The organism is Sinomonas sp. B1-1, from assembly GCF_050474465.1.
Classification (GTDB): domain Bacteria; phylum Actinomycetota; class Actinomycetes; order Actinomycetales; family Micrococcaceae; genus Sinomonas; species Sinomonas flava.
Genome location: NZ_JBCHVF010000001.1, coordinates 347,117 through 366,967, shown reverse-complemented (window position 1 = coordinate 366,967; position 19,851 = coordinate 347,117). Strand labels below are relative to the sequence as shown.

The 19,851-nt window shown below is 71.9% G+C and carries 20 protein-coding genes; 8 read left to right on the top strand and 12 right to left on the bottom strand.

From position 1 onward, the window contains the following. Position 1 precedes the first annotated feature (1 nt). Genes ACQ5BE_RS01710 through ACQ5BE_RS01695 form a run of 4 tightly spaced genes read left to right on the top strand, consistent with a single transcriptional unit; the run spans position 2 to position 3,313 of the window. A complete protein-coding gene (locus ACQ5BE_RS01710; protein ID WP_430295212.1) occupies positions 2 to 889 on the top strand; it encodes a LysR substrate-binding domain-containing protein in 888 nt (295 codons plus the stop codon). A gap of 18 nt (positions 890 to 907) precedes the next feature. Then, entirely contained in the window at positions 908 to 1,783 is an 876-nt protein-coding gene (locus ACQ5BE_RS01705; protein ID WP_430295211.1) for a hypothetical protein, read from the top strand. Beyond that, positions 1,780 to 2,442 (top strand): peptide deformylase, encoded by a 663-nt coding sequence (locus tag ACQ5BE_RS01700; RefSeq protein ID WP_430295210.1) that lies wholly within the window; start codon positions 1,780 to 1,782, stop codon positions 2,440 to 2,442. The genes ACQ5BE_RS01705 and ACQ5BE_RS01700 overlap by 4 nt, the downstream gene beginning before the upstream one ends. 22 nt (positions 2,443 to 2,464) lie before the next feature. Continuing rightward, a complete protein-coding gene (locus ACQ5BE_RS01695) occupies positions 2,465 to 3,313 on the top strand; it encodes a methyltransferase domain-containing protein (RefSeq protein ID WP_430295209.1) in 849 nt (282 codons plus the stop codon). Here ACQ5BE_RS01695 and ACQ5BE_RS01690 read toward each other — a convergent pair. Continuing rightward, on the bottom strand, positions 3,291 to 3,974 hold the full coding sequence (locus tag ACQ5BE_RS01690) for a YczE/YyaS/YitT family protein (protein ID WP_430295208.1): 684 nt from the start codon (positions 3,972 to 3,974) through the stop codon (positions 3,291 to 3,293). The two genes, ACQ5BE_RS01695 and ACQ5BE_RS01690, sit on opposite strands and share 23 nt — an antisense overlap. 201 nt (positions 3,975 to 4,175) lie before the next feature. Here ACQ5BE_RS01690 and ACQ5BE_RS01685 point away from each other — a divergent pair, with 201 nt between their 5' ends. From ACQ5BE_RS01685 to ACQ5BE_RS01670, 4 genes are all read left to right on the top strand, one after another. After that, positions 4,176 to 4,520 carry a hypothetical protein gene (locus tag ACQ5BE_RS01685; RefSeq protein ID WP_430295207.1) on the top strand — a complete coding sequence of 115 codons (345 nt, stop codon included), beginning with the start codon at positions 4,176 to 4,178 and terminating at the stop codon, positions 4,518 to 4,520. Between the two features lie 251 nt (positions 4,521 to 4,771). Next, entirely contained in the window at positions 4,772 to 5,236 is a 465-nt protein-coding gene (locus tag ACQ5BE_RS01680; protein ID WP_430295206.1) for an NfeD family protein, read from the top strand. Positions 5,237 to 5,263: 27 nt separating this feature from the next. Beyond that, the gene (locus ACQ5BE_RS01675) at positions 5,264 to 6,415 is read left to right on the top strand and encodes an SPFH domain-containing protein (protein WP_430295205.1); all 1,152 of its coding nucleotides are present in this window, start codon (positions 5,264 to 5,266) and stop codon (positions 6,413 to 6,415) included. 129 nt (positions 6,416 to 6,544) lie between these two features. Next, positions 6,545 to 6,889 (top strand): RNA polymerase-binding protein RbpA, encoded by a 345-nt coding sequence (locus ACQ5BE_RS01670; protein WP_208712551.1) that lies wholly within the window; start codon positions 6,545 to 6,547, stop codon positions 6,887 to 6,889. 90 nt (positions 6,890 to 6,979) lie between these two features. On the opposite strand, the gene ACQ5BE_RS01665 is transcribed toward ACQ5BE_RS01670, so the two are convergent. The 11 genes from ACQ5BE_RS01665 to prcA form a co-directional block, all read right to left on the bottom strand. Continuing rightward, positions 6,980 to 7,714, bottom strand: a complete 735-nt coding sequence (locus ACQ5BE_RS01665) for a polyprenol monophosphomannose synthase (protein WP_430295204.1) — start codon at positions 7,712 to 7,714, stop codon at positions 6,980 to 6,982. 279 nt (positions 7,715 to 7,993) lie between these two features. Further along, positions 7,994 to 9,673 (bottom strand): amidohydrolase, encoded by a 1,680-nt coding sequence (locus tag ACQ5BE_RS01660; RefSeq protein WP_430295203.1) that lies wholly within the window; start codon positions 9,671 to 9,673, stop codon positions 7,994 to 7,996. Between the two features lie 40 nt (positions 9,674 to 9,713). Continuing rightward, positions 9,714 to 12,692, bottom strand: a complete 2,979-nt coding sequence (locus tag ACQ5BE_RS01655; RefSeq protein ID WP_430295202.1) for a DEAD/DEAH box helicase — start codon at positions 12,690 to 12,692, stop codon at positions 9,714 to 9,716. A 26-nt stretch (positions 12,693 to 12,718) separates the two neighbouring features. Continuing rightward, the gene (gene tatC, locus ACQ5BE_RS01650; protein ID WP_430295201.1) at positions 12,719 to 13,513 is read right to left on the bottom strand and encodes a twin-arginine translocase subunit TatC; all 795 of its coding nucleotides are present in this window, start codon (positions 13,511 to 13,513) and stop codon (positions 12,719 to 12,721) included. A gap of 43 nt (positions 13,514 to 13,556) precedes the next feature. After that, positions 13,557 to 13,820 carry a Sec-independent protein translocase subunit TatA gene (gene tatA, locus ACQ5BE_RS01645; protein WP_344298120.1) on the bottom strand — a complete coding sequence of 88 codons (264 nt, stop codon included), beginning with the start codon at positions 13,818 to 13,820 and terminating at the stop codon, positions 13,557 to 13,559. 24 nt (positions 13,821 to 13,844) lie between these two features. Beyond that, entirely contained in the window at positions 13,845 to 14,201 is a 357-nt protein-coding gene (locus tag ACQ5BE_RS01640) for a hypothetical protein (RefSeq protein WP_430295200.1), read from the bottom strand. A gap of 10 nt (positions 14,202 to 14,211) precedes the next feature. After that, a complete protein-coding gene (locus ACQ5BE_RS01635) occupies positions 14,212 to 16,206 on the bottom strand; it encodes a helix-turn-helix transcriptional regulator (protein ID WP_430295199.1) in 1,995 nt (664 codons plus the stop codon). A gap of 74 nt (positions 16,207 to 16,280) precedes the next feature. Continuing rightward, complete coding sequence (locus ACQ5BE_RS01630; RefSeq protein ID WP_208712543.1) at positions 16,281 to 16,676, bottom strand: FKBP-type peptidyl-prolyl cis-trans isomerase; 396 nt, start codon at positions 16,674 to 16,676, stop codon at positions 16,281 to 16,283. 45 nt (positions 16,677 to 16,721) lie between these two features. Further along, positions 16,722 to 17,672: an FKBP-type peptidyl-prolyl cis-trans isomerase gene (locus ACQ5BE_RS01625; protein ID WP_430295198.1), complete on the bottom strand. Its 951-nt coding sequence runs from the start codon at positions 17,670 to 17,672 to the stop codon at positions 16,722 to 16,724. Between the two features lie 79 nt (positions 17,673 to 17,751). Then, positions 17,752 to 19,128, bottom strand: a complete 1,377-nt coding sequence (gene pafA / locus ACQ5BE_RS01620; RefSeq protein WP_430295197.1) for a Pup--protein ligase — start codon at positions 19,126 to 19,128, stop codon at positions 17,752 to 17,754. A 3-nt stretch (positions 19,129 to 19,131) separates the two neighbouring features. Beyond that, positions 19,132 to 19,851 (bottom strand): proteasome subunit alpha, encoded by a 720-nt coding sequence (prcA, locus tag ACQ5BE_RS01615; RefSeq protein ID WP_430295196.1) that lies wholly within the window; start codon positions 19,849 to 19,851, stop codon positions 19,132 to 19,134.

Sequence of the window (19,851 nt, the reverse complement as noted above, 5' to 3'; positions counted from 1 at the left end):
TATGACTGTTCGGGACTGGGACCTGCGGCATTTCCGCCTGCTCGCGGCGATCGCGTCGGAGGGGAGCATCGGCGCGGCCGCCCGGCAGACCGGGATGGCGCAGCCCAACGCCTCGCGGCTGCTCGAGCAGATGGAGCGGTCCGCCGGCTTCGCCCTCGCCACGCGCACGCCGAGGGGGACGGGCCTCACCGACCGCGGACGGGTGGTCGCCGGGCTCGCCGCGGAGGTGATCGAGGCGGCGGAGAACGTCGCCCGAGCCGTGGGCGCTCTCGAGGGCGAGCGCGGCGCGCTCCACCTGTGCGCCTCCCTGACGGTCGCTGAGCACCTCATGCCGGCGTGGCTCGCCGCCGCCCAGGAGCGCCTCCCGGGGCTCGCACCGACCCTCGACGTCGGCAACTCCGACGAGGTCTTCGACCGGCTCCGCACCGGCGCGGCCGACCTCGGCTTCGTCGAGGGCCCGACCGTCCAGACCGGCTTCCGCTACCTGGAGGTCGGGCGGGACGAACTGGTCGTCGTCGTGCGCCCCGACCACCCGTGGGCGCACGACGGCGGCCCCTCGCCCGCGCAGGTCGCGGCGGCTGGGCTCGTGGTCCGCGAGCCCGGCTCGGGGACGCGGCAGACGACCGACCGCGCCCTTGCTCCGCACGGTTCGGGCCGTCGGTTCGAGGTGGGCAGCAACGCGGCGCTCGCGGCAAGCGTCGCGGCCGGTCTCGGGCCCGGCGTCGTGAGCCGGCTCGCCGTCCAGCTCGCGCTGCGCAGCGGCCGGCTCGCGGAGGTCCCCGTGGAAGGGCTGCGGCTCAGACGGGTCCTGCGCGCCGTGTGGTCCGGCGCCGTCCCGCTCTCCCGCACGGCCGAGGACTTCCTCCGCATCGTGGCCCCCGCGGGCTAGCGGCCATACGCTGGAGGCATGCGTCTGCCCAGGCTCGCTGCGCTGAGTGCCGCGGTCCTCGCGGCGACCGGCTGCACGTCCCCCGCACAGGCGCCGGCGCCCACGGGAACGGGCCCAGCCGCGGCCCTGGCCGCCGCGGTGGACCAGTTCAGGGACCAGTACGCCGGTGGCGGGATCGTCTTCCAGCTGACGGCCGCCGCCGAAACGGACCCGACCGTCACCCGGGTGGAGCTCATCGATCCCCGCTTCGGGCCCGGGACCGCGTGGGCCGGGAACACGGTGCTCCCGGGCGGCCAGACGAAGAGCCTCCCCGCCACTCTCGGGCCCGCGCTCTGTGGCGCAGGGGGCGACGGATTCCCTGCCCTCAGGGTGTCCCTCGCCGACGGGACCACCGCACTCCTGACCGCCCAGGACCAGCACGGCGTGCTCGCCCGGGTGCACGGCGAACGCTGCTTCGCGGACCGCGCCGGGGCGGCGGTCACGCTTGGCCTCGAGGACGCGCTCGCGCCCGGACCCTTCCCGGACACCGCCGCGCTGAGGCTTGTGGTGGGCCCGCCAGCGGTCGGAGGCGGCGCGGCCGCGTCCTCCCCGGGCACCCTCGGGCCGGCCGTCCTGCGCTCCGTCGGGTCCACGACGCTGCTGGCCGAGGACTCCCGGGCACCTTGGCCGCGCGACCTCGCCCTCGTGCCGGGCAGCAGTGTGGAGATCGTCGTGCGGCCGGCCCGCTGCGACCCCCACGCCGTCGCCGAGGACAAGGTGGGCACCCTCATCCCGCTGGCTCTCGACGTCGCCGGGCAGGAGGGGGTCGTCAAAGTCGCGGCCTCCCCCGCGCTCCGCGGACAGCTGTACGACGCGGTCATCCGCATCTGCCACGATCTAGGCTTGGGCCCATGACCCTGCACCCGTCGCACGCCGCCCCCACGAGCACGTGGTCCGCCGGACGGCTGGCGGAGGCCGTCGCGGAGATCGTCGCCGCGGCGTCCCTGCCGGCCATCGTCCAGGCCGGGCACCCGGTCCTGCGCACGCGTGCGCTGCCCTTCGACGGCCAGTTCGACGCCGCCCTGCTGGCCGCCCTCGTGGACATCATGCGCAGGACCATGCATGCCGCACCGGGCGTCGGGCTGGCGGCGCCGCAGATCGGCCTGCCCCTGCGGCTCGCGGTGGTCGAGGACTCGTGGGCGGTGGACGACGAGGTCGCGCAGGCCAGATCCCGGGCGCCGCTGCCGTTCTCCGCGGTGCTGAACCCGGTCTGCGTTCCGCTCGGCGACGAGCGCGACGCCTTCTACGAAGGCTGCCTGTCGGTGCGCGGCTACACCGCCGTGGTGCGGCGCCCCCGTCGGGTCGAGGCGCGCTGGACCGCCCCAGACGGCGCGGCGCGGACCGCCGAGTTCTCGGGCTGGCAGGCGCGGATCATGCAGCACGAGACGGACCACCTCAACGGCACCCTCTACCTGGACAGGGCCGAGCTGCGCTCGCTCTCCTCGAACGGCGAGTACTCGGCCCGCTGGGCGCATCCCACCCCGGAGCGGGCCGCGCGGGAGCTCGGCTTCTAGCGGCGGGCCTACGATGGGCACCATGCTCTCGGACGCCCAGGACCTCCTTCTCTGTCCCCAGTGCGGCTCGGCATGGGACGGCGGGGAGAGCCGCGCGAGGTCGCTCGTGTGCCTCTCAGGCCACCGGTACGACGCCGCGCGGCAGGGCTACGTCAACTTCCTCACGGGCCGCGGGAGCAGGTTCACCCCCGACACCGCGGAGATGGTCCTGGCGCGCGAGCGCTTCCTCGCAGCCGGCCACTACGCGCCCGCCGCCGACGCCCTCGCGCACGCCTGCGCGGCCCTGCCCGATGATGCCGCCGTCCTCGATGCCGGCGCGGGGACCGGCTACTACCTCGCCGCCGTGCTCGCCGCGCACCGGGCAGACGGACGACGGCGTGCCCGCGCCGTCGCGCTCGACCTCTCCCGCCACGCCCTCCGGCGCGCTGCGAAGATCCCGGGCGTCGCCGCCGTCGTGTGGGACCTCTGGAGGCGCCTCCCCCTGGCCGACGCAAGCGTCGACGCCGTCCTGGACGTCTTCGCTCCCCGCAACCTGCCCGAGTTCACCCGGGTGACGCGCACCGGCGGCCTGCTGTGCGTCGTGACGCCGCTTCCCGGGCATCTGGCCGAGCTGCGCGGCCGGCTGCCGATGCTGGACGTGCCCGAGGGCAAGGCCGACGCGCTCGAACGGGAGGCCTCGGAGCACTGGGAGCCGGTCTCGCGCACGCGGCTCGCCTTCGCCCTGCCGCTCACGCACGAGGCGGCCGTGGATCTGGCGCTCATGGGCCCTGCGGGGCACCACCACTCGCGGGACGACCTGCTGGCAGTCCTCGGGGACGAGCCAGTCGCCGCGACGGCCGCCATGGAGCTCAGCGTGCTGCGGCGCCGCTGACCCGCTCGGGCCGGGGCGCCGCCGTCGTGCGGGGCCTGGCGAGGTCCACGCGGAAGAGGCGCACGGCGACCTGGATGAGCGGGCCGATGCCGAACGCGAAGACGGCCGTGCCCACCCCCACCGTCCCGCCCAGCAGCCATCCCAGGGCGACGACACTGAGCTCGATGCCCGATCGCACGGCCCACACAGGCCACCCCGTCCGGCGGACCAGCCCGGTCATGAGGCCGTCGCGGGGCCCCGCGCCCAGGCCTGCGCCGAGGTAGAGCGCGGAAGCGGCCGCCAGCAGGACCAGCCCGCCGGCGAAGGTGAGCGACTGGAGCGCGAGCCCGCTCGCCGCCGGAACCCACGAGAGCCCGAGGTCGGCAAAGACCCCGACGAGGGCCGCATTGGAGAGGGTCCCCCACCCGGGCCGCTCGCGCAGCGGCGCCCACAGCACGAGGACCACGGCGCTGATCGCGATGGTCGCGGCGCCGAAGCTCATGCCGGTCGCGAGCGCGATTCCCTGGCCGAGGACGTCCCACGGGGATGCTCCGAGGCCCGAGCGCAGCAGGAGGGCGATCGCGAGCCCGTACCCTGCGAGCCCGGCGTAGAGGCGGACAAGCCGGACGGCGAGGCGCGGGCTGGTGAGGAAGGCCGTGGCGAGTGCGCTGGGTCGGTGCATGGTGACGATCCTGCCCGGCGATTGGCCTCCTCGCAAAGCTCGGCCTCCTCTCGCCGCCGGCCGCCTGCCCTGCACTGCCTGCCCCGAACGCCTCCGGAATCCTGGACCTCAGCAAGGCCGCCATGCCTGCTGGCGGAGTCGTGGAAGAGTGCTATGGGCGTGCCGCCGCGCAGATCGGGGCCGAGCTCGGCGGGTCCGGGTATGAGCTGCTCGGGCTCCCTCGCCCCCAAGGCGCAGCTCGTGGGGATCCCGGTCAGCCCGGACGGCTGGGACCTCGAGGCGACGGAGGAGGCGTTCGCCGCCGCACCGCCCACCGTGCCCTACGTCATGCCCGACTTCCAGAACCCCACCGGCGCGAGCCTGGCGCCCGAGGGCCGGGAGCGGCTCGCGCGCCTCGCCGATCGTCACGGGACCCTCCTCGTGGCCGATGAGACGACGGCCCTCCTCGGCACCCCGGTCTTCGAGCAGCTCGTCGCAGCCGAGCTGCTCGCCCCTGTCCTCGTCCCGGCTCGTCGTGGCCGCACACGCCCGAGGGGTTCGCCCTGACCGCCGGCCCGCGCTTCGGCTTCGACGGCGCCTTCGAGCACCGCCTCAGGCTGCCCTGCACCGCCTCGCCGGAGGATCTCGCCGACGCGGTGGCCGCGCTCCGCGCGGCCTCCACGAGCTGGTCCGTTGGGCCAGCGGACGTCCCGCTGATCACCGTCTGAGCAGGCCCGGAAAGGGCCTCCGCGCCGGCCCTCCACGGGCCACCGGACTGGGCTACTGTGAGAGCAGAGGCGCTGCACGGGGAGGCAGGAATGGACTGGTTCGAGCAGAACGCATGGATGGTGTGGCTCGTGCTGGCCCTCGTCCTGGGCGGGATCGAGATGCTGAGCCTGAGCCTCGTCTTCATCATGCTCTCCGGCGGCGCCCTCGCCGGGCTCGTGACGGCGCTCCTCGGCGGTCCGGTCTGGCTCCAGGGCGTCGTGTTCGCCGCCGTCTCGGTGGGGATGGTCGCGTTCGTCCGTCCCGTGGCGATGCGGCACATGCGTCCGGGCATCGAGGATGTCCGGACGAACATCGACCGGCTCGTCGGCTCGTCGGCGACGGTGCTCGAGGCCGTCGACTCGGCCCACGGGCTCGTCAAGATCGGCGGCGATGTCTGGACCGCGCGCGCCCAGCGCGGAGAGTTCATCCCGGGCGACGTCGTCACGGTCGTCGCGATCGACGGCGCCACCGCCGTCGTGGCCCCGGGCGAGGCCACCTCGCCCTACCGAAGCTAGGCACTCCTACTCATCGAAGGGGGAACCATGGACGCCGGAAGCATCCTTCTCCTGGTCGTCGTCGCGGCGGTCATCCTGTTCGTCCTGACCGTCCTGGTCCGTGCGGTGCGGATCATCCCGCAGGCGAGGGCCGGCGTCGTCGAGCGTCTGGGCAAGTACCAGCGCACGCTGAGCCCGGGGCTGACCCTGCTCATCCCGTTCGTCGACCGTCTCCTGCCGCTGCTGGACCTGCGCGAGCAGGTCGTCTCCTTCCCGCCGCAGCCCGTCATCACGTCGGACAACCTCGTCGTCTCGATCGACACGGTCGTGTACTTCCAGGTCACGGACCCGCGGGCTGCGACGTATGAGATCGCCAACTACATCCAGGCAGTCGAGCAGCTGACGATCACGACGCTCCGCAATGTCGTGGGCGGCCTGAACCTCGAAGAGGCGCTCACCTCGCGCGACCAGATCAACGGCCAGCTCCGCGGGGTCCTCGACGAGGCCACCGGCCGCTGGGGGCTGCGCGTGTCGAGGGTCGAGCTCAAGGCGATCGATCCGCCCCACTCGATCCAGGACTCCATGGAGAAGCAGATGCGTGCCGAGCGCGACCGGCGCGCGGCCATCCTCACCGCGGAAGGCACGAAGCAGTCCGCGATCCTCACCGCCGAGGGCGAGCGGCAGTCGCAGATCCTCAAGGCCGAGGGCCAGGCCAAGGCCGCCGTGCTCCGGGCCGACGGCGAGGCACAGGCGATCCAGAAGGTCTTCGACGCGATCCACCGCGGCAACCCCGACCAGAAGCTGCTCGCATACCAGTACCTGCAGACGCTGCCCAAGATCGCCGAGGGCGGCTCGAACAAGCTCTGGATCATCCCGAGCGAGGTCGGCGACGCGCTCAAGGGGATCGGGAGCGTGCTCGGGAACGTCGCCCGGCCGGCCACCGGGACCGGCGAGGACGAGGCGGCGGCCGAGCCGGCGCCGTCGTACGCCTCGGTGGAGGCAACTGCACCGGCACCGTCCGACGGGACTGCGGGTCCGACCGACGGCGTCGAGTCGACTGGGTCCCTCGAGGAGGACGCGCGCGCCTTCGTCGCCGAGGCTTCGAAGCCGTCCGAGCTCGACGCCGAGGCGGAGGGCATCCTGCGCCACCACGCGGCGCGCCAGCTCGACGAGCACGACGGCAGCACGGACGAGCCGTAGCCGGGCCCGCCGGCGTCGACCGCCTATAATGGAACGTCCGCCCGGGCCGCTGGGAACATGCCGGCCCCGGAAGACGTTGGGATCTGAGTCGGGCTATGGCCGTGCCCGGCAGAACGTGAGGGAGAAGACATGAGCGACCGCAGCCTGCGCGGCATGCGCCTGGGTGCACAGTCCATGGAGACGGAGGCAGGCGTCGAGCCCGCCCCGCGGCAGCGCGTCGAGTACCGCTGCGAGGACGGCGAGCAGGTGTTCGTCACGTTCTCCTCCGAAGCAGAGATCCCGCCGGTCTGGACGTCCAAGACCGGCAAGGAAGCCTTCCTCGTGGACGGGGAGCGCCCGACCGACACCAACGAGAAGGCCGTCCGCACCCACTGGGACATGCTCCTCGAGCGCCGTTCAATTCCCGAGCTCGAGCAGATCCTCGCCGACCGGCTCACGCTCCTCCGCAGCAGGCGGGGCGAGCGCGTCGGCTGACGCACTGCAGCAGACACACAGAGAGAGGGCGGGAACCGTATGGTTCCCGCCCTCTCTCTGTGTCTGCTCGAGCGGCTCGGCTCGGGCCGGTCAGCGCTGGCCGCGGCGCGTGATCTGGCGCCAGCGCTCGGCCAGGCCCCACCTGGTGACGTTGACCATGGCCTCGACGACGATGTTCCCGCTCATCTTCGAGGAGCCGAGTTCGCGCTCGACGAAGGTCACCGGCACCTCCACGACCTTGAGGCCCATCTTCGCCACCCGGTTCGCGAGGTCCACCTGGAACCCGTAGCCGCGCGACTCAATGGTGTCGAAGTCGAGCTTCTCGAGCGTGGTGCGCCGGAACGCGCGGTAGCCGGCGGTGATGTCCCGGAGCTTCAGCCCCAGCATGAGCCGGGCGTAGGTGCTGCCGGTGCGGGAGATGAGCTGGCGGTAGAACGGCCAGTTGACCACGGAGCCGCCCGTGACCCAGCGGGAGCCGATCACGAGGTCGGCGCCGTCGCCCACGGCCTTCAGGAGGGAGGGAAGCTGTTCGGGCTGGTGGGAGCCGTCGGCGTCCATCTCCACCACGACGTCGTAGCCCCGCTCGAGCGCCCAGCGGAACCCGGCGATGTAGGCGGCTCCGAGGCCCTCCTTGCCCCTGCGGTGCAGGACGTGGACCTGCGGGTCCTCCGCTGCGATCGTGTCCGCGAGTGCGCCCGTCCCGTCGGGGCTGTTGTCATCCGCCACCAGAACGTCCGAGGCGGGGACGGCCGACCGGAGCCGGCCCAACGTCTTCGGAAGCGACTCGAGCTCGTTGTAGGTCGGGATGATCGTCAGGATGCGCACGCAGTCGGCCTTTCGGGGGCTGGAAGAAGCAGGCGCCCCGGGGGGCACAAGTGCCCATTATAGCCAGCGCGGCAGGGGGTACAGCCCAGAGGGCCCGGCGATGGCCCGGGCAGGCCCACGCGTCTTCGGGCCAGTACGCGGGGCTGGCAGCTGGTCAGTCCCCCGACTGTTTTCTACGGACGCACAGGCCTGCCCTCGTGCCTCGTCCCCCACAGAGCACTGGCGGGACCGGGCCAGCCGCGGGCCCTGAAAGACCCGATGAACAACGATCCTACGGGGTCACCGGGCTGTGTCAACCACCCGTCCGAAGCCCGGGACGCGGAACAGCTCCCGGCCCTCGTGGACGGTCTGGAGGCATTCCGGCAGGCGATCGCTGTCAAGGGCCGGCAACAGCGGGGTGCGGGCCCTGGGGTCGGTGCTCCAGGCCGCGACGCGCTCGTCGGCGACCTGCACCATGAGCTCGTCCGCCTTCCACACTGCGAAGCTTGCGGGCGCACCGGGCACCAGCTGGCCCATGAGGGGGTTCCTGTGCCGTGCGGCGCGCCACGCGGCCCGCGTGTGGCCGATGAACGCAGCCCGGGCGGAGATCCGCTGCGCGGGGTCCGAGTGGGTGAGGCACGCGCGCACGCTCTCCCACGGGGAGAGGGCGCACACGGGGGAATCCGAGCCGAAGGCGATCGGCACCCCCGCCGAGTAGAACCGGACGAAGGGATTCATGCCTGCCCTCCGCTCCCCCAGCCGCGCCTCGTACAGGCCGCCGGGATGCCCCCACGTCGCGTCGAAGAGGGGCTGCGCGCTCACGGTTACCGCGTACTCGGCCAGCGCGGCGGCGTCCGCCTCGGACGCCATCTCCACGTGCTCGAGGCGGTGACCGGCGGAGCGGACCTTCGCCGCGCCGACGCGGTCGGCAGCGATGCCGAGCCCGGCGAGGACGAGCTGCAGGGCGGCGTCGCCGATCACGTGGAAGCCGCCCTGGATGGCGAGCTCGGAGCACGCCGCGAGGTGGGTGCCGATCTGCTCGGCGGAGAGGTAGCCCACTCCCCGGTTCCCCGGAGCGTCGCTGTAGTCCTCGGCCAGGAGGGCCGTCCGGCTGCCGATCGAGCCGTCCACGGTGAGGTCTCCCGCGAGACCGAGCACCTCTACTCCCAGGCCGTCGAGGATGCCCCGGGCCTCCTCGGCAGAGCCCGCGAGCTGGCCCCAGTAGGCCATGACCTGCGGGGCCGGCCCGTCCTGGGCGCCTTGGCCGTCCTGGCCGCCCTGGCGGTCGAGCAGGAGCTGGAGGTCCCGCAGGCCGGACAGGCGCGGCGAGGCCTGCTCGACGAGGCCCACGTAGCCCCGGGACGCGGCATAGGCCAGGGCCCGGTCCTGCAGGGAGCGCACCTCCGCATCGTCGGCAGGGCGCGCGGCCGCGCGCACGGCGGGGAGCGCGTCGCGGCTGACGAGGGCGCCGTCGAGCCCCTCGGAGCTTCCGGCACCGGCGATCCCGGCCGCCTCGACCAGGTCAGGCGTCACGAGGGCGGAGTGGACGTCGACCCGGGCGAGGAACACCGGGCCCCCCGCGGCGCGGGCGAGCTCCTCGGCGGTGGGGAGCGCGGGATCGGACCACGTGGACTCGTCCCAGCCGTAGCCGCGGACGACGCCGCGCTGGTCGCCGGCCCGACGCGCCGCCGCCACGGCGTCGAGCAGCTCGCCGGCCGAGCGGACGCCGGAGAGGTCCAGGGAGCCGAGCGCGAGGCCGGTGTCGGTGATGTGGACGTGGGAGTCGACGAACCCGGGCGCCACGAGGGCGCCGTCGAGGTCGACCACCTCCATCGTCGAGTCCTGGAGGGACGTGGCGGCCTGCTCCGAGCCCAGCCAGGCGACCGTCCCCCCGTCCACGAGCATCGCGGAGGCGAACGGGTCGGCCGCCGAGTAGACGGAGCCGTTGCGGTAGAGGGTGAGCCTGCGCTCATCGGACATGGTGGTGTTCCTGCTTCCGGTGTGTGGGGACGGGCTGTGCCTACTCCGAGACGGCCGAGTACGCGACGACGCCGTGGCGCAGGAGGCCGATCGCCTCGTTGCACAGGCGGCGCAGCCGAGGCTCGATGCCCGGGACGTCGGCGAGCTGGTCGAGGAGGTCGATGACCTGCCGGACCCACCGCACGAAGTCGCCGGCGGCCAGGTCCGTGCCCGAGAGCACGTTCTGCAGGTCCCGGCCGCGTGCCCATTTGTAGATCGGCCAGACGAGGCCGAAGTCGGGCTCCGCGGTGCGCTGGAGGCGGTGCTGCTCCTCGGCGTCCTCGAGCTGGGACCACTCGCGCAGCACGACGTCGACGGCGACGTCGAGCGACACGCTCGGCATCTTGGGGGTCAGGCCGCGTTCCTCGCGCTTGGCCTGGTAGACGAGGATGCTGGCCAGCGCCGCGATCTCGGCGGCGTCCACGTCGTCGAACGCACCCCCGCGCAGGGAGAGTGCGGTGAGCATGTCCTTGTCCCCGTAGATCCGCCGCAGCTGCTGGCCGGCTGCCGAGACCTCGAGGCCCGCGTCGCCCTTCACCAGGCAGCCGTACGATTCGAGGACCTCGCACACGCGGTCGAACGTCTTGGCGATCGTGTTCGTGCGGCCCTGGATCTGGGCGACGAGGCGGTCCGTCTCGCGCCGCAGGCGGAACCAGCGTTCCGCCCATCGCGCATGGTCCTCACGCTCGGCGCAGCCGTGGCAGGGATGGGACCGGAGCTGCCGCCGCAGCTCGGTGATCCGGTGCTCGGTGTCCTGGTAGCCGCCCGCGAAGGCGAAGTCCCGCCGCGAGCGCCTCCCCCGCCCGGCCGTGCGAGCGTCGGTCCCGTCGATCCGGGCGCGTTCGACGGCGTGGCGCAGCGAGGCGGCGAGGTCCCGCCGGTCCTTGGGCCGCTTGGCGTCGAAGCTCTTGGGGATGCGGATCCGCGTGACGGGCTCGACCGGGCCGTCGATGTCGTGGAGGCCGATCCGGCGGACGTTCCGGTCGAACGTGAGCACCTGCGGGCGGGGCTCACGCGCGTTGGTGTCGGAGGTGAGGACCACCGCGCTCCCGGACAGGCGCCCCTCGCCGATCTCCACGACATCTCCGGGGACAAGCCGGGCGAGCGAGTCCACGGTCATGGAGCGGCGGGCACGCCCCGCCTCCCGGGAGGCGAACTTCTCCACGTCGGAGAGCTCCTGCCGGATCCGCGAGTACTCGGCGAAGTCGCCCAGATGGCATGTCATGGCCTTCTCGTAGCCCGCGAGTGACTCCTCACGGCTGCGCACCTGCCGGGCGAGCCCCACGACCGAACGGTCCGCCTGGAACTGGGCGAACGAGCTCTCGAGGATGCTCCGGGCCCGCTCCCGTCCGAACTGCGCGACCAGGTTGATGCTCATGTTGTAGGTGGGCCGGAAGCTCGAGTTGAGCGGGTAGGTGCGCCGCGAGGCCAGGCCGGCAAGTGCCGCAGGGTCGAGGCCGGGCCGCCACTGCACCACGGCATGGCCCTCGACGTCGATCCCGCGCCGTCCCGCGCGTCCCGTCAGCTGGGTGTACTCCCCGGCCGTGATGTCGACGTGGGCCTCGCCGTTGAACTTCTCGAGCTTCTCGATCAGGACGCTGCGCGCGGGCATGTTGATGCCGAGGGCGAGAGTCTCCGTCGCGAACACGACCTTGACCAATCCTGCCGCGAAGAGCTTCTCGACGGTCTCCTTGAAGGTCGGCAGCAGCCCGGCGTGGTGTGCTGCGAGGCCTCGCTGGAGGCCGTCGCGCCAGCTCCAGAACCCGAGGACGGCGAGATCGGCCGGAGGGATGTCCGTCGCGGACTCGTCGACGGCGGCAGTGATCTGGGCCTTCTCCTCGGGCGAGGTCAGGTCGAGGCCGGCGTCGAGGCACTGCTGGACGGCCGCGTCGCAGCCGGCCCGCGAGAAGATGAAGTCGATGGCCGGGAGGAGGCCCCGGCGTTCGAGGGACTGGACCATCTGAGGGCGGCTCGCCCGCGTGCCCGGCAGCTGCCCGCCCTCGCCCGGACGCCCCGGCCGCGCCGACTGCTTCTCGCCGCGCTGGCGCTCCTCCCGCCTGCGGGCGCGCCCGCCGTGGCCGAAGCGGCCGCGGTACAGCTGCTGGGTCTCCCGCCGGCCGAGCTCGACCAGCTCGGGGTTGACGGCGGTCAGCTCGTTGACGGATGCCTCGCCCGACGGCGCCGCCTCGGCACGGCCGTGCGGCTCGGCGTCGTCAGCGCCCTTGGTGCTGCCCGCTTCGCGGTCGTGGTCGTGCGCGTCGGCGAGGTCCTCGAAGGACTGCCGGGTCGCGAAGAGGTCCACGAGCTCGCGTCCCACGAGGACGTGCTGCCACAGCGGCACCGGACGGTGCTCGGAGACGATGATCTCTGTCTCGCCCCGCACGGTGTCGAGCCAGGCGCCGAACTCCTCGGCGTTGGAGACGGTGGCGCTGAGCGAGACGAGCCGGACGTCGCGCGGGAGGTGGATGATGACCTCTTCCCAGACGGCGCCGCGGAAGCGGTCGGCGAGGTAGTGGACCTCGTCCATGACCACGTAGCCGAGTCCGTTGAGGGTGTCCGAGTCTGCGTAGAGCATGTTGCGCAGGACCTCGGTGGTCATCACGACGACCGGCGCCTCGCCGTTGATCGTCGTGTCCCCCGTCAGGAGGCCGACCTTCTCTGCACCATGGACCGCGGCGAGCTCCGCGTACTTCTGGTTCGAGAGGGCCTTGATCGGCGTCGTGTAGAAGGCCTTGAGGCCCTGCCGGAGGGCGAGGTGGACGGCGAACTCGCCGACGATGGTCTTCCCGGCGCCCGTCGGGGCGGCGACGAGCACCCCCTTGCCGGCTTCAAGCGCCCGGCAGGCGTCCTTCTGGAAGGGGTCGAGCGGGAAGTCGACTGTCGCGGAGAAGGCCCCGAGTTCCGTCTTGGCGAACGCCCTCTGCTGGGCCGCTGCCGCGTAGCGTTCGGCGGGGGACATGCTCTCGGCGGCCTCTGACATGCCTCAAGCCTAGACCCCGCCGGAGCTCAGAACTTCTCGAGGTCCTCGCGGGAGGTCGGGGTGTCCGCGACGGCGTCGGTCTCCTCCTGATGCTTGAGCTGGCGCCGCTCGCGGCGTCGGTCGTTCAGGATACAGATGCCGATCGCGGCGAAGAAGAGGATGAGGAGAGGCCCGGCCAGCATGAACATCGACAGCGCGTCGGCGCCCGGCGCGGCGATGGCAGCGAGGACGAAGACCAGGAAGACGGTCACTCGCCAGGCCTTGAGGATGGTCTTGCCGGCCAGGATGCCTGCGGCGTTGACGCCGACCAGCAGCACCGGGACAAGGAAGGCCAGGCCCAGGAAGAGCAGCATGCGCGTGACGAAGTCCACGTAGTCCCGGCCGTCGATGATGTTCGAGAAGCCTTCGGGGGTGAACTGCGTCAGGGCACGGACAACCTGCGGCGTGACGAGCCAGCCGACCCACACGCCTGCGAGGAACAGGGGCACGCCTGCAGCCATGTACCCGAGCGTGTAGCGGCGCTCCTTCTTGGTCAGGCCGGGCATGACGAAGGCCCACACCTGATAGATCCACACCGGGCTGGCGATCACCACGCCGATGAGGATGGCGAGCTGCAGCTTGAAGTCGAACGGCGACGCGATCGAGCTGAAGTTGACCGAGGAGACACCGCCGGTGTGCTCCTGGATCTTCCGGACGGGTTCCTGGAGCGCCTCGAGCACCGGGTCGTACAGGAACCAGCCCGCGACGGCGCCGACGAGGACACCGATCGCGGACTTGATCAGCCTGTTCTTGAGCTCCTTGAGATGATCGAGCAGCGGCATCCGGCCTTCGGGATTGGCCTTCCGCCCCTTGGCAGAGGCCACGTCAGACGCGCGGAGCTGAGCCGTTGCCCTGGTCATTGCCCTTCGGCGGAATGACCTTGCCTTCGACCGGCTGCTCGCTTGCCGAGGAGGAGGACTCCGGCGTCTGCTTGCCGTCGTTCTTCATCTCCTTGACCTCGGACTTGAGGATGCGCATCGACTGGCCCAGGCTGCGGGCCATCCCCGGGAGCTTGGGAGCGGCGAAGAGGAGCAGCGCCACGATGATGATGATGAGGATGGGCCAAGGGCTTTCAAACAGGCGTCCCACAAGAATCCTTTCGTTGCTTAAAGTCTAGATGAGGCCGAGGTCGTGCAGCGACTGCGGCTGTCCCCGCAGGCGGCGGCGCTCAACCCTCCTGTCGCGGCGCGAGAGGCGGCGCAGTTCGCGGCCCTCCTCATACTCGCGACGCATGAGGTCCGGGTCGGCGAACACGGCGCTGCCCGGCGCACGGCGGGAGGCCGCGGCCTCGTCGTCGTGGGCGGGCTCCTCCGCCGCGGGTGGCCGCTCGGCGATCTCGCCGAGGGCCGCGCTCGCGTCGCGCATGAGGGCGAGGCCCTTGCGCACGAGGTAGACCCCGGCGAGCACGAGGAACGTGACGGTGCACGCGCTCAGCGCCACCCAGATGAGGACCCACGACCACCACGGCACGGGACCCAGACTATCGGGTCGGCGTCGCACCGCCGTACCGCGCGAGGGCGCTGACCAGCCAGGCCCGCGCCGCTTCGACCGCATCCGGGGGCCCCTCGAGGGCTGCGGCACCTCCGAACGGGGCAAGGAATGCGGGGAGCCAGGCCAGGTCGGCGACGTGCAGGCGCACTCGGCGGCTCCCGTCGACGAGATCCCGGCCGTCCTCGGTCTCGTAGCTGGACTCGACCCAGCGTGCCTGCGGGGCGAGCCGGATGGTCACCTCGACGTCGTCGGGACCCCGCATGAAGACGGAGCCCGTGCCCGGTTCGAAGCCCTCGGGCAGCGGCAGGGGTTCGGCCGCCTCGACCGACTCGATCCGGTCCACGCGGAAGACGCGCCGCGCCTGCGCCCGATGGCAGTAGCTGTTGACGTACCAGCGGTCGCCATCCGAGAAGAGGCCGAGGGGGTTGATGCGGCGTTCAGTCACCTCATCCTTGGTCGGGTTGATGTACCTCAGCAGGAGCGTCGCACCCGCCCGGGCTGCGGACGAGATGAGCGGGATGAGCTCGGCATTGCGCTGCGGCTCGGAGCGGACGTCCACCTGGGGCAGGCCCTGCCCGCCGGCGACGGCGACCGCGCCCACCCGGTCCGCCAGACGGAGCAGCGCGTCGGTCGCCTCGCGTCCTGCCAAGGGCAGGAGTGCCTTGAGCCCGAGCTGGAGCGCGACCGCCTCCCCAGGGCTGAGACGGCGCGGCCGCGCGAGCTCGTCCGCGTTGGCGACCGTGACAACCCCGTCCTCGACGAGGATCTCGATGTAGCTCTGGAAGCCCGCCGAGTCGATCGGGCCGGCTTCCTGCAGCAGGTCGAGCGCCTGCGTGACCTGCCTCTGCGTCATGCCGAACCGCTCCGCGATGTCCTCCACCGCCACCGGGCCGGCGAGGAGGAAGGGCACGAGGTCCATGAGCCGCTCAAGGCGTTCCTGCCCGCTCGTGATCTTCCGCGTCGGCCGGGCCTGGGCGACCTCTGCGGCCCCACGGGAACCGAGAGCGTCGAGGGCGCCCCTCAGGCGCGCGACGACCTCGGCAGCGAGTTCGGGCGGGTCCTCGACCACGACCGCGTCGCCGAAGCCCGAGATCCGTTCCGCGGCGAAGGACACGTCGCGGTATGCGAGGGCCCCGACGTCCCACCCGGCCGGTCCCGGACCGTCCGGTTCCCAGTGCCGGCGGAGTTCGAGGGCCCGGTCCTCGGCGATGCGGAGACGCGCCCTGCGCTCGGGGAGGGCGTCGAGTCCGTCCAGGGCACTCTGGAGCGCTCCCTCCTCGGGCGGGGCGAACGCGCCGGGCTCCCCCACGACGACGTTGCCGCGGATGCGCGAGAGGCGGAACACGCGCTGGCCGTCCCGGTCGACGTCGTGCCCGGCGAGGTACCACTGCCCGAAGCGCTGGCCCAGGCCCCACGGCTGCACGCGGCGCCGCCGCGTCTCGCCCCTGCTCGTCGCGTAGTAGTCGAACGTGACCTCGGCCCCGCGCGCTGCGGCGTCGGTGAGGGCGAGCCAGTGGGGATCGAGCCGGACGCGAGGCTGCACCTGCGACGGGGGAGTCTCGGGAAGCGCCCCGGCAGCCTCAAGGCGCCGCAGGGCCCGCTGCGCGTCGGCGGCGGCCACGGCGTCGTCGCAGGCGATGGCCGCCAGGGCCAGCCACGTGGACTCCTCGGCCGTGAACTGCTGCGGAGGGAGGCGGAAGCCCTTCGGGTCGATCCGGTACTTCGGGACCTCCTCGGTGCTGTCCCAGCGTTCGAAGCCCTGTTCCTCGAGGATGACGGCGCCCATGGCGCGCAGGTCGTTCTTGTCCCGTTCGAACTTGCGCAGCACGGCGACCTTCTCGGGGTCCTCGTCGTCCGGCTCGTCCCCGAAAGCCGGGTCGTACCCGTAGATGTCGCGCAGGATGCGGTCGCGCGAGAGGCCCAGCTCGGTGTGCAGCAGCGCGATGAGCAGGTTCAGGAGGCGTGATGTCTTCGCTTCGGACACTTCAGCAGGCTATAGCGAAACGGGCGGCGGGCAGCACACGCTGCCCGCCGCCCGCCGTCGTGCGGTGCCGCGCCTCAGCGCACGCCGACGAGGTCCACGACGAAGATGAGCGCCTCGTTCGGCTTGATCGCGCCGCCGGCCCCGCGGGAGCCGTAGGCGAGCTCCGAGGGGATCTCGAGGCGGCGGCGGCCGCCGACTTTCATCCCGAGGAGCCCCTGGTCCCAGCCCTGGATGACCTGGCCGACGCCGACGCGGAAGTCGAGCGGGGTGCCGCGGTTCCAGGACGAGTCGAACTCCTCGCCGGTGGACCAGGCGACGCCCACGTAGTGGGTCGAGACGGTGTCGCCTGCGGTGGCCTCGCGGCCGTCGCCCTCGATGAGGTCGACGATCTTGAGCTCGGTCGGGACGTCGCCCTCCGGGAACTCGATCTCGGGCTTCTGGCGGTCGTACTGGCGCTGTCCGAAGGACATGGTGCCTCCCTGGTGTAGGTGCTGGGTCGGGTGATGCGCTGAAGGCTACTTGATGCCCAGGATGTCCACGACGAACACGAGGTCACCCTTGGCCTGGCCCTGCCCCTGATCACCATAGGCGAGGGCGGCCGGGATGACGAGGAGCACGCGGGAGCCGACGGTCTTGCCGGCGAGGCCCTTCGTCCAGCCCTGGATGACTCCCTGGAGGCTGAAGGTCGCGCTCTGGCCGCGGTCGTAGCTCGAGTCGAACTTGGTGCCGTCGGAGAGGTTCACGCCGACGTAGTTCGCGACGATGGAGTCGGTCTCCTTGACGGCGTCGCCGTGGCCCTTGATGAGGTCCTGCGAGACGAGCGCGGTCGGCTTCGCTGCGCCGGCGACGTCGATCTGCGGAACGCCCTTGTCGTCCTGGGTGACCTTGGGGAGGCCGGCGGGGAGGTCAGTGACCGTGTCGCCCTCGGGCTTGGACAGCGGCTGGGGGGTGTCCTTGGCGGAGATGACCTTGATGACCAGCAGCGTCGAGGACGGCGCGGCGGACGGTGAGGCCGACGGCGACGCGCCGGCCTGCGCCTGGCTCGCCTGGGCGGGGGTCGCGTAGGCAAGGTAGGAGCCCACCTTGGCCCCGACGAACCCGTTGTACACGGCGGCGTTGCCGGACTTGAGCTCGTCGGAGAGCTCGAGCTTCTCGGTGTTCCCCGAGGAGAACGTGTCCTCGTAGACGGTGCCGTCGGCGCCGCTGAGCGCCACGTAGCCGATCTCGACCGTCTGGCCTGCCTTGACGGCGTCGCCGTCGCCGTCCTGGACGACCTTGATCGTCTCCTCGTTGACGGCGAGGGGCTTGGCGAAGTCCACGGCCGGGGCCTTGTCCCCGGGGGTCACCTTGAGCGAGTCGAGGGCTGCGACCTGCCCGGCGCTGGACGGCGAGGGGGCGGACGGGGTACTCGCGCAGCCGGCCACGAGCAGGGCAAGCGGCAGCAGCAGGGCGATGATTCGGCGCACTGATCAACTTCCTGTGGGGGTTCCCGCCACTCCACGGTGGCGGCGGACAGGCCGATATGGCCTGTCCAAGCCTACCGTTTCAGCCTGTGAAGGGCCTGAGCGTGTCCAGGAGCTCGTCGACTCGGGGGTCCTCGTTGGCGAACGGATCCTTGCAGAGGATCGTGTGGTGGGCCCTGTCGTTGAGCTTGAGGTGGACCCAGTCGACGGTGTAGTCGACGCCGGCAGCCTGCGCCGCCTTGACGAACCTGCCGCGCAGCCGAGCCCGCGTGGACTGCGGCGGGTTCTCGACCGCGTTGCCGATCGCCGCCTCGTCGACGACGCGCGCCGCTGCCCCGCGCCTCTGCAGGAGGAAGAACAGCCCGCGGTCCGGGCTGATGTCGTGGTAGGTCAGATCCAGCTGTGCGACCCGCGCCGAGTCGAGGTCCACGCCGTGGCTCTCGCAGTACCGGTCGATGAGCTTCTTCTTGATGGCCCAGTCCACTTCGGTGTCGATGCCCCGCGTGTCCTGGCTCTCGATCGCGTCGAGCGTGCGCTCCCAGAGTCCGAGGATGCGCTCGACGTGCGGGGTGTGCGCCCCGTTCTCGACGACGAACTTCTGGGCCTTCTCCAGGTAGGTCCGCTGCATCGCGAGGGCCGTGGTCTGCTGCCCGTTCGCGAGCCGGATCGGGGCCGCCCCGGTGACGTCGTGGGAGATCTCGCGGATGCTGCGGATGGGGTTCTCCATGCGCATGTCCCGCATGATGGTGCCCGCCTCGATCATGCGGAGCACGAGGTCCACGGTGCCGAGCTTCATCATGGTCGTGGTCTCGGACATCGTCGAGTCCCCGACGATCACGTGGAGCCTGCGGTAGTGCTCTGCGTCGGCGTGCGGCTCGTCCCGGGTGTTGATGATGGGTCGGGATCGGGTGGTGGCCGACGACAGGCCTTCCCAGATGTGGTCTGCGCGCTGGGAGAACGCGTACACAGGTCCCTGGGCGGTGCGGAGGACCTTGCCGGCGCCGCACAGCAGCTGTCGCGTGACGAGGAACGGGATGAGCACCTCGGCAAGGCGCGAGAACTCGGTGCGGCGCGGGATGAGGTAGTTCTCGTGGCTCCCGTAGGAGTTCCCGGCGGTGTCCGTGTTGTTCTTGAAGAGGTAGACGTGGCCGTCGAAGCCCTCCTCGGCCAGCCGCGACTCGGCCTCCTGGATCAGGTCGACGAGGATGCGCTCCCCCGCGCGGTCGTGTGCGATGAGCTGCGCGACGTCGTCGCACTCGGCAGTGGCGTACTCGGGGTGCGAGCCCACGTCGAGGTACAGGCGGGAGCCGTTTCCGAGGAAGACGTTGGAGGACCTGCCCCAGCTCACGACCTTGCGGAACAGGTACCGTGCCACCTCCTCCGGCGCCAGCGGCCGGCCCTGGGGGCTCGAGTAGGCGATCCCGAACTCTGTTTCGACGCCGTATATCCTGCGGTCCACGGCTCAGGCCCGTCCCGGCGCGCCGAGCGCGTCGTCGCCGTCGAGGATCCCGGCCAGCTCGTCCGGGAAGACCCGGCGGAAGGCGCGCCGCGAGCCGCGCGCGGTCTCGGAGTCGCGGTCCAGCACCGCCACCTCGAAGGTCAGCGGCTCGGTACGGTCCTCGCGGAGCGCGCGGGCCGCGAGCCTGATCGCCTCCCCGAAGGAGGCCTCGGAAGTCCACCCGTCGATCACAGCCTCGGCGACTCGCTCGGCGGCGCCGCCCATGACGACGAAGCGGCGCTCGTCGGCAATCGAGCCGTCGAATGTGAGTCTGAAGAGGTGGTCGTGGTCGGTGTCGCTGCCGACCTCGGCAACGGTGAGCTCGACCTCGAAGGGCTTCTGCTCCGCCGTGAAGACGGCCCCGAGGCTCTGCGCGTACACGCTCGCGAGCCCGCGTCCGGTGACGTCCTCGCGGTCGTAGGAGTACCCGCGGACGTCCGCGTACCGCACGCCGGCCTGGCGCAGGCTCTCGAACTCGTTGTACTTGCCGACCGCGGCGAAGGCGATCTTGTCGTAGATCTCGCCGATCTTGTGCAGGGACGGCGACGGGTTCTCGGCGACGAGGGCGATGCCGTCGCGGCAGCTGACCACGACGACGGAGCGGCCCCGTGCGATGCCCTTGCGGGCGAAGTCCGCCCGGTCCTTCATGAGCTGCTCGGGCGAGACGTAGAACGGCTGGGTCAT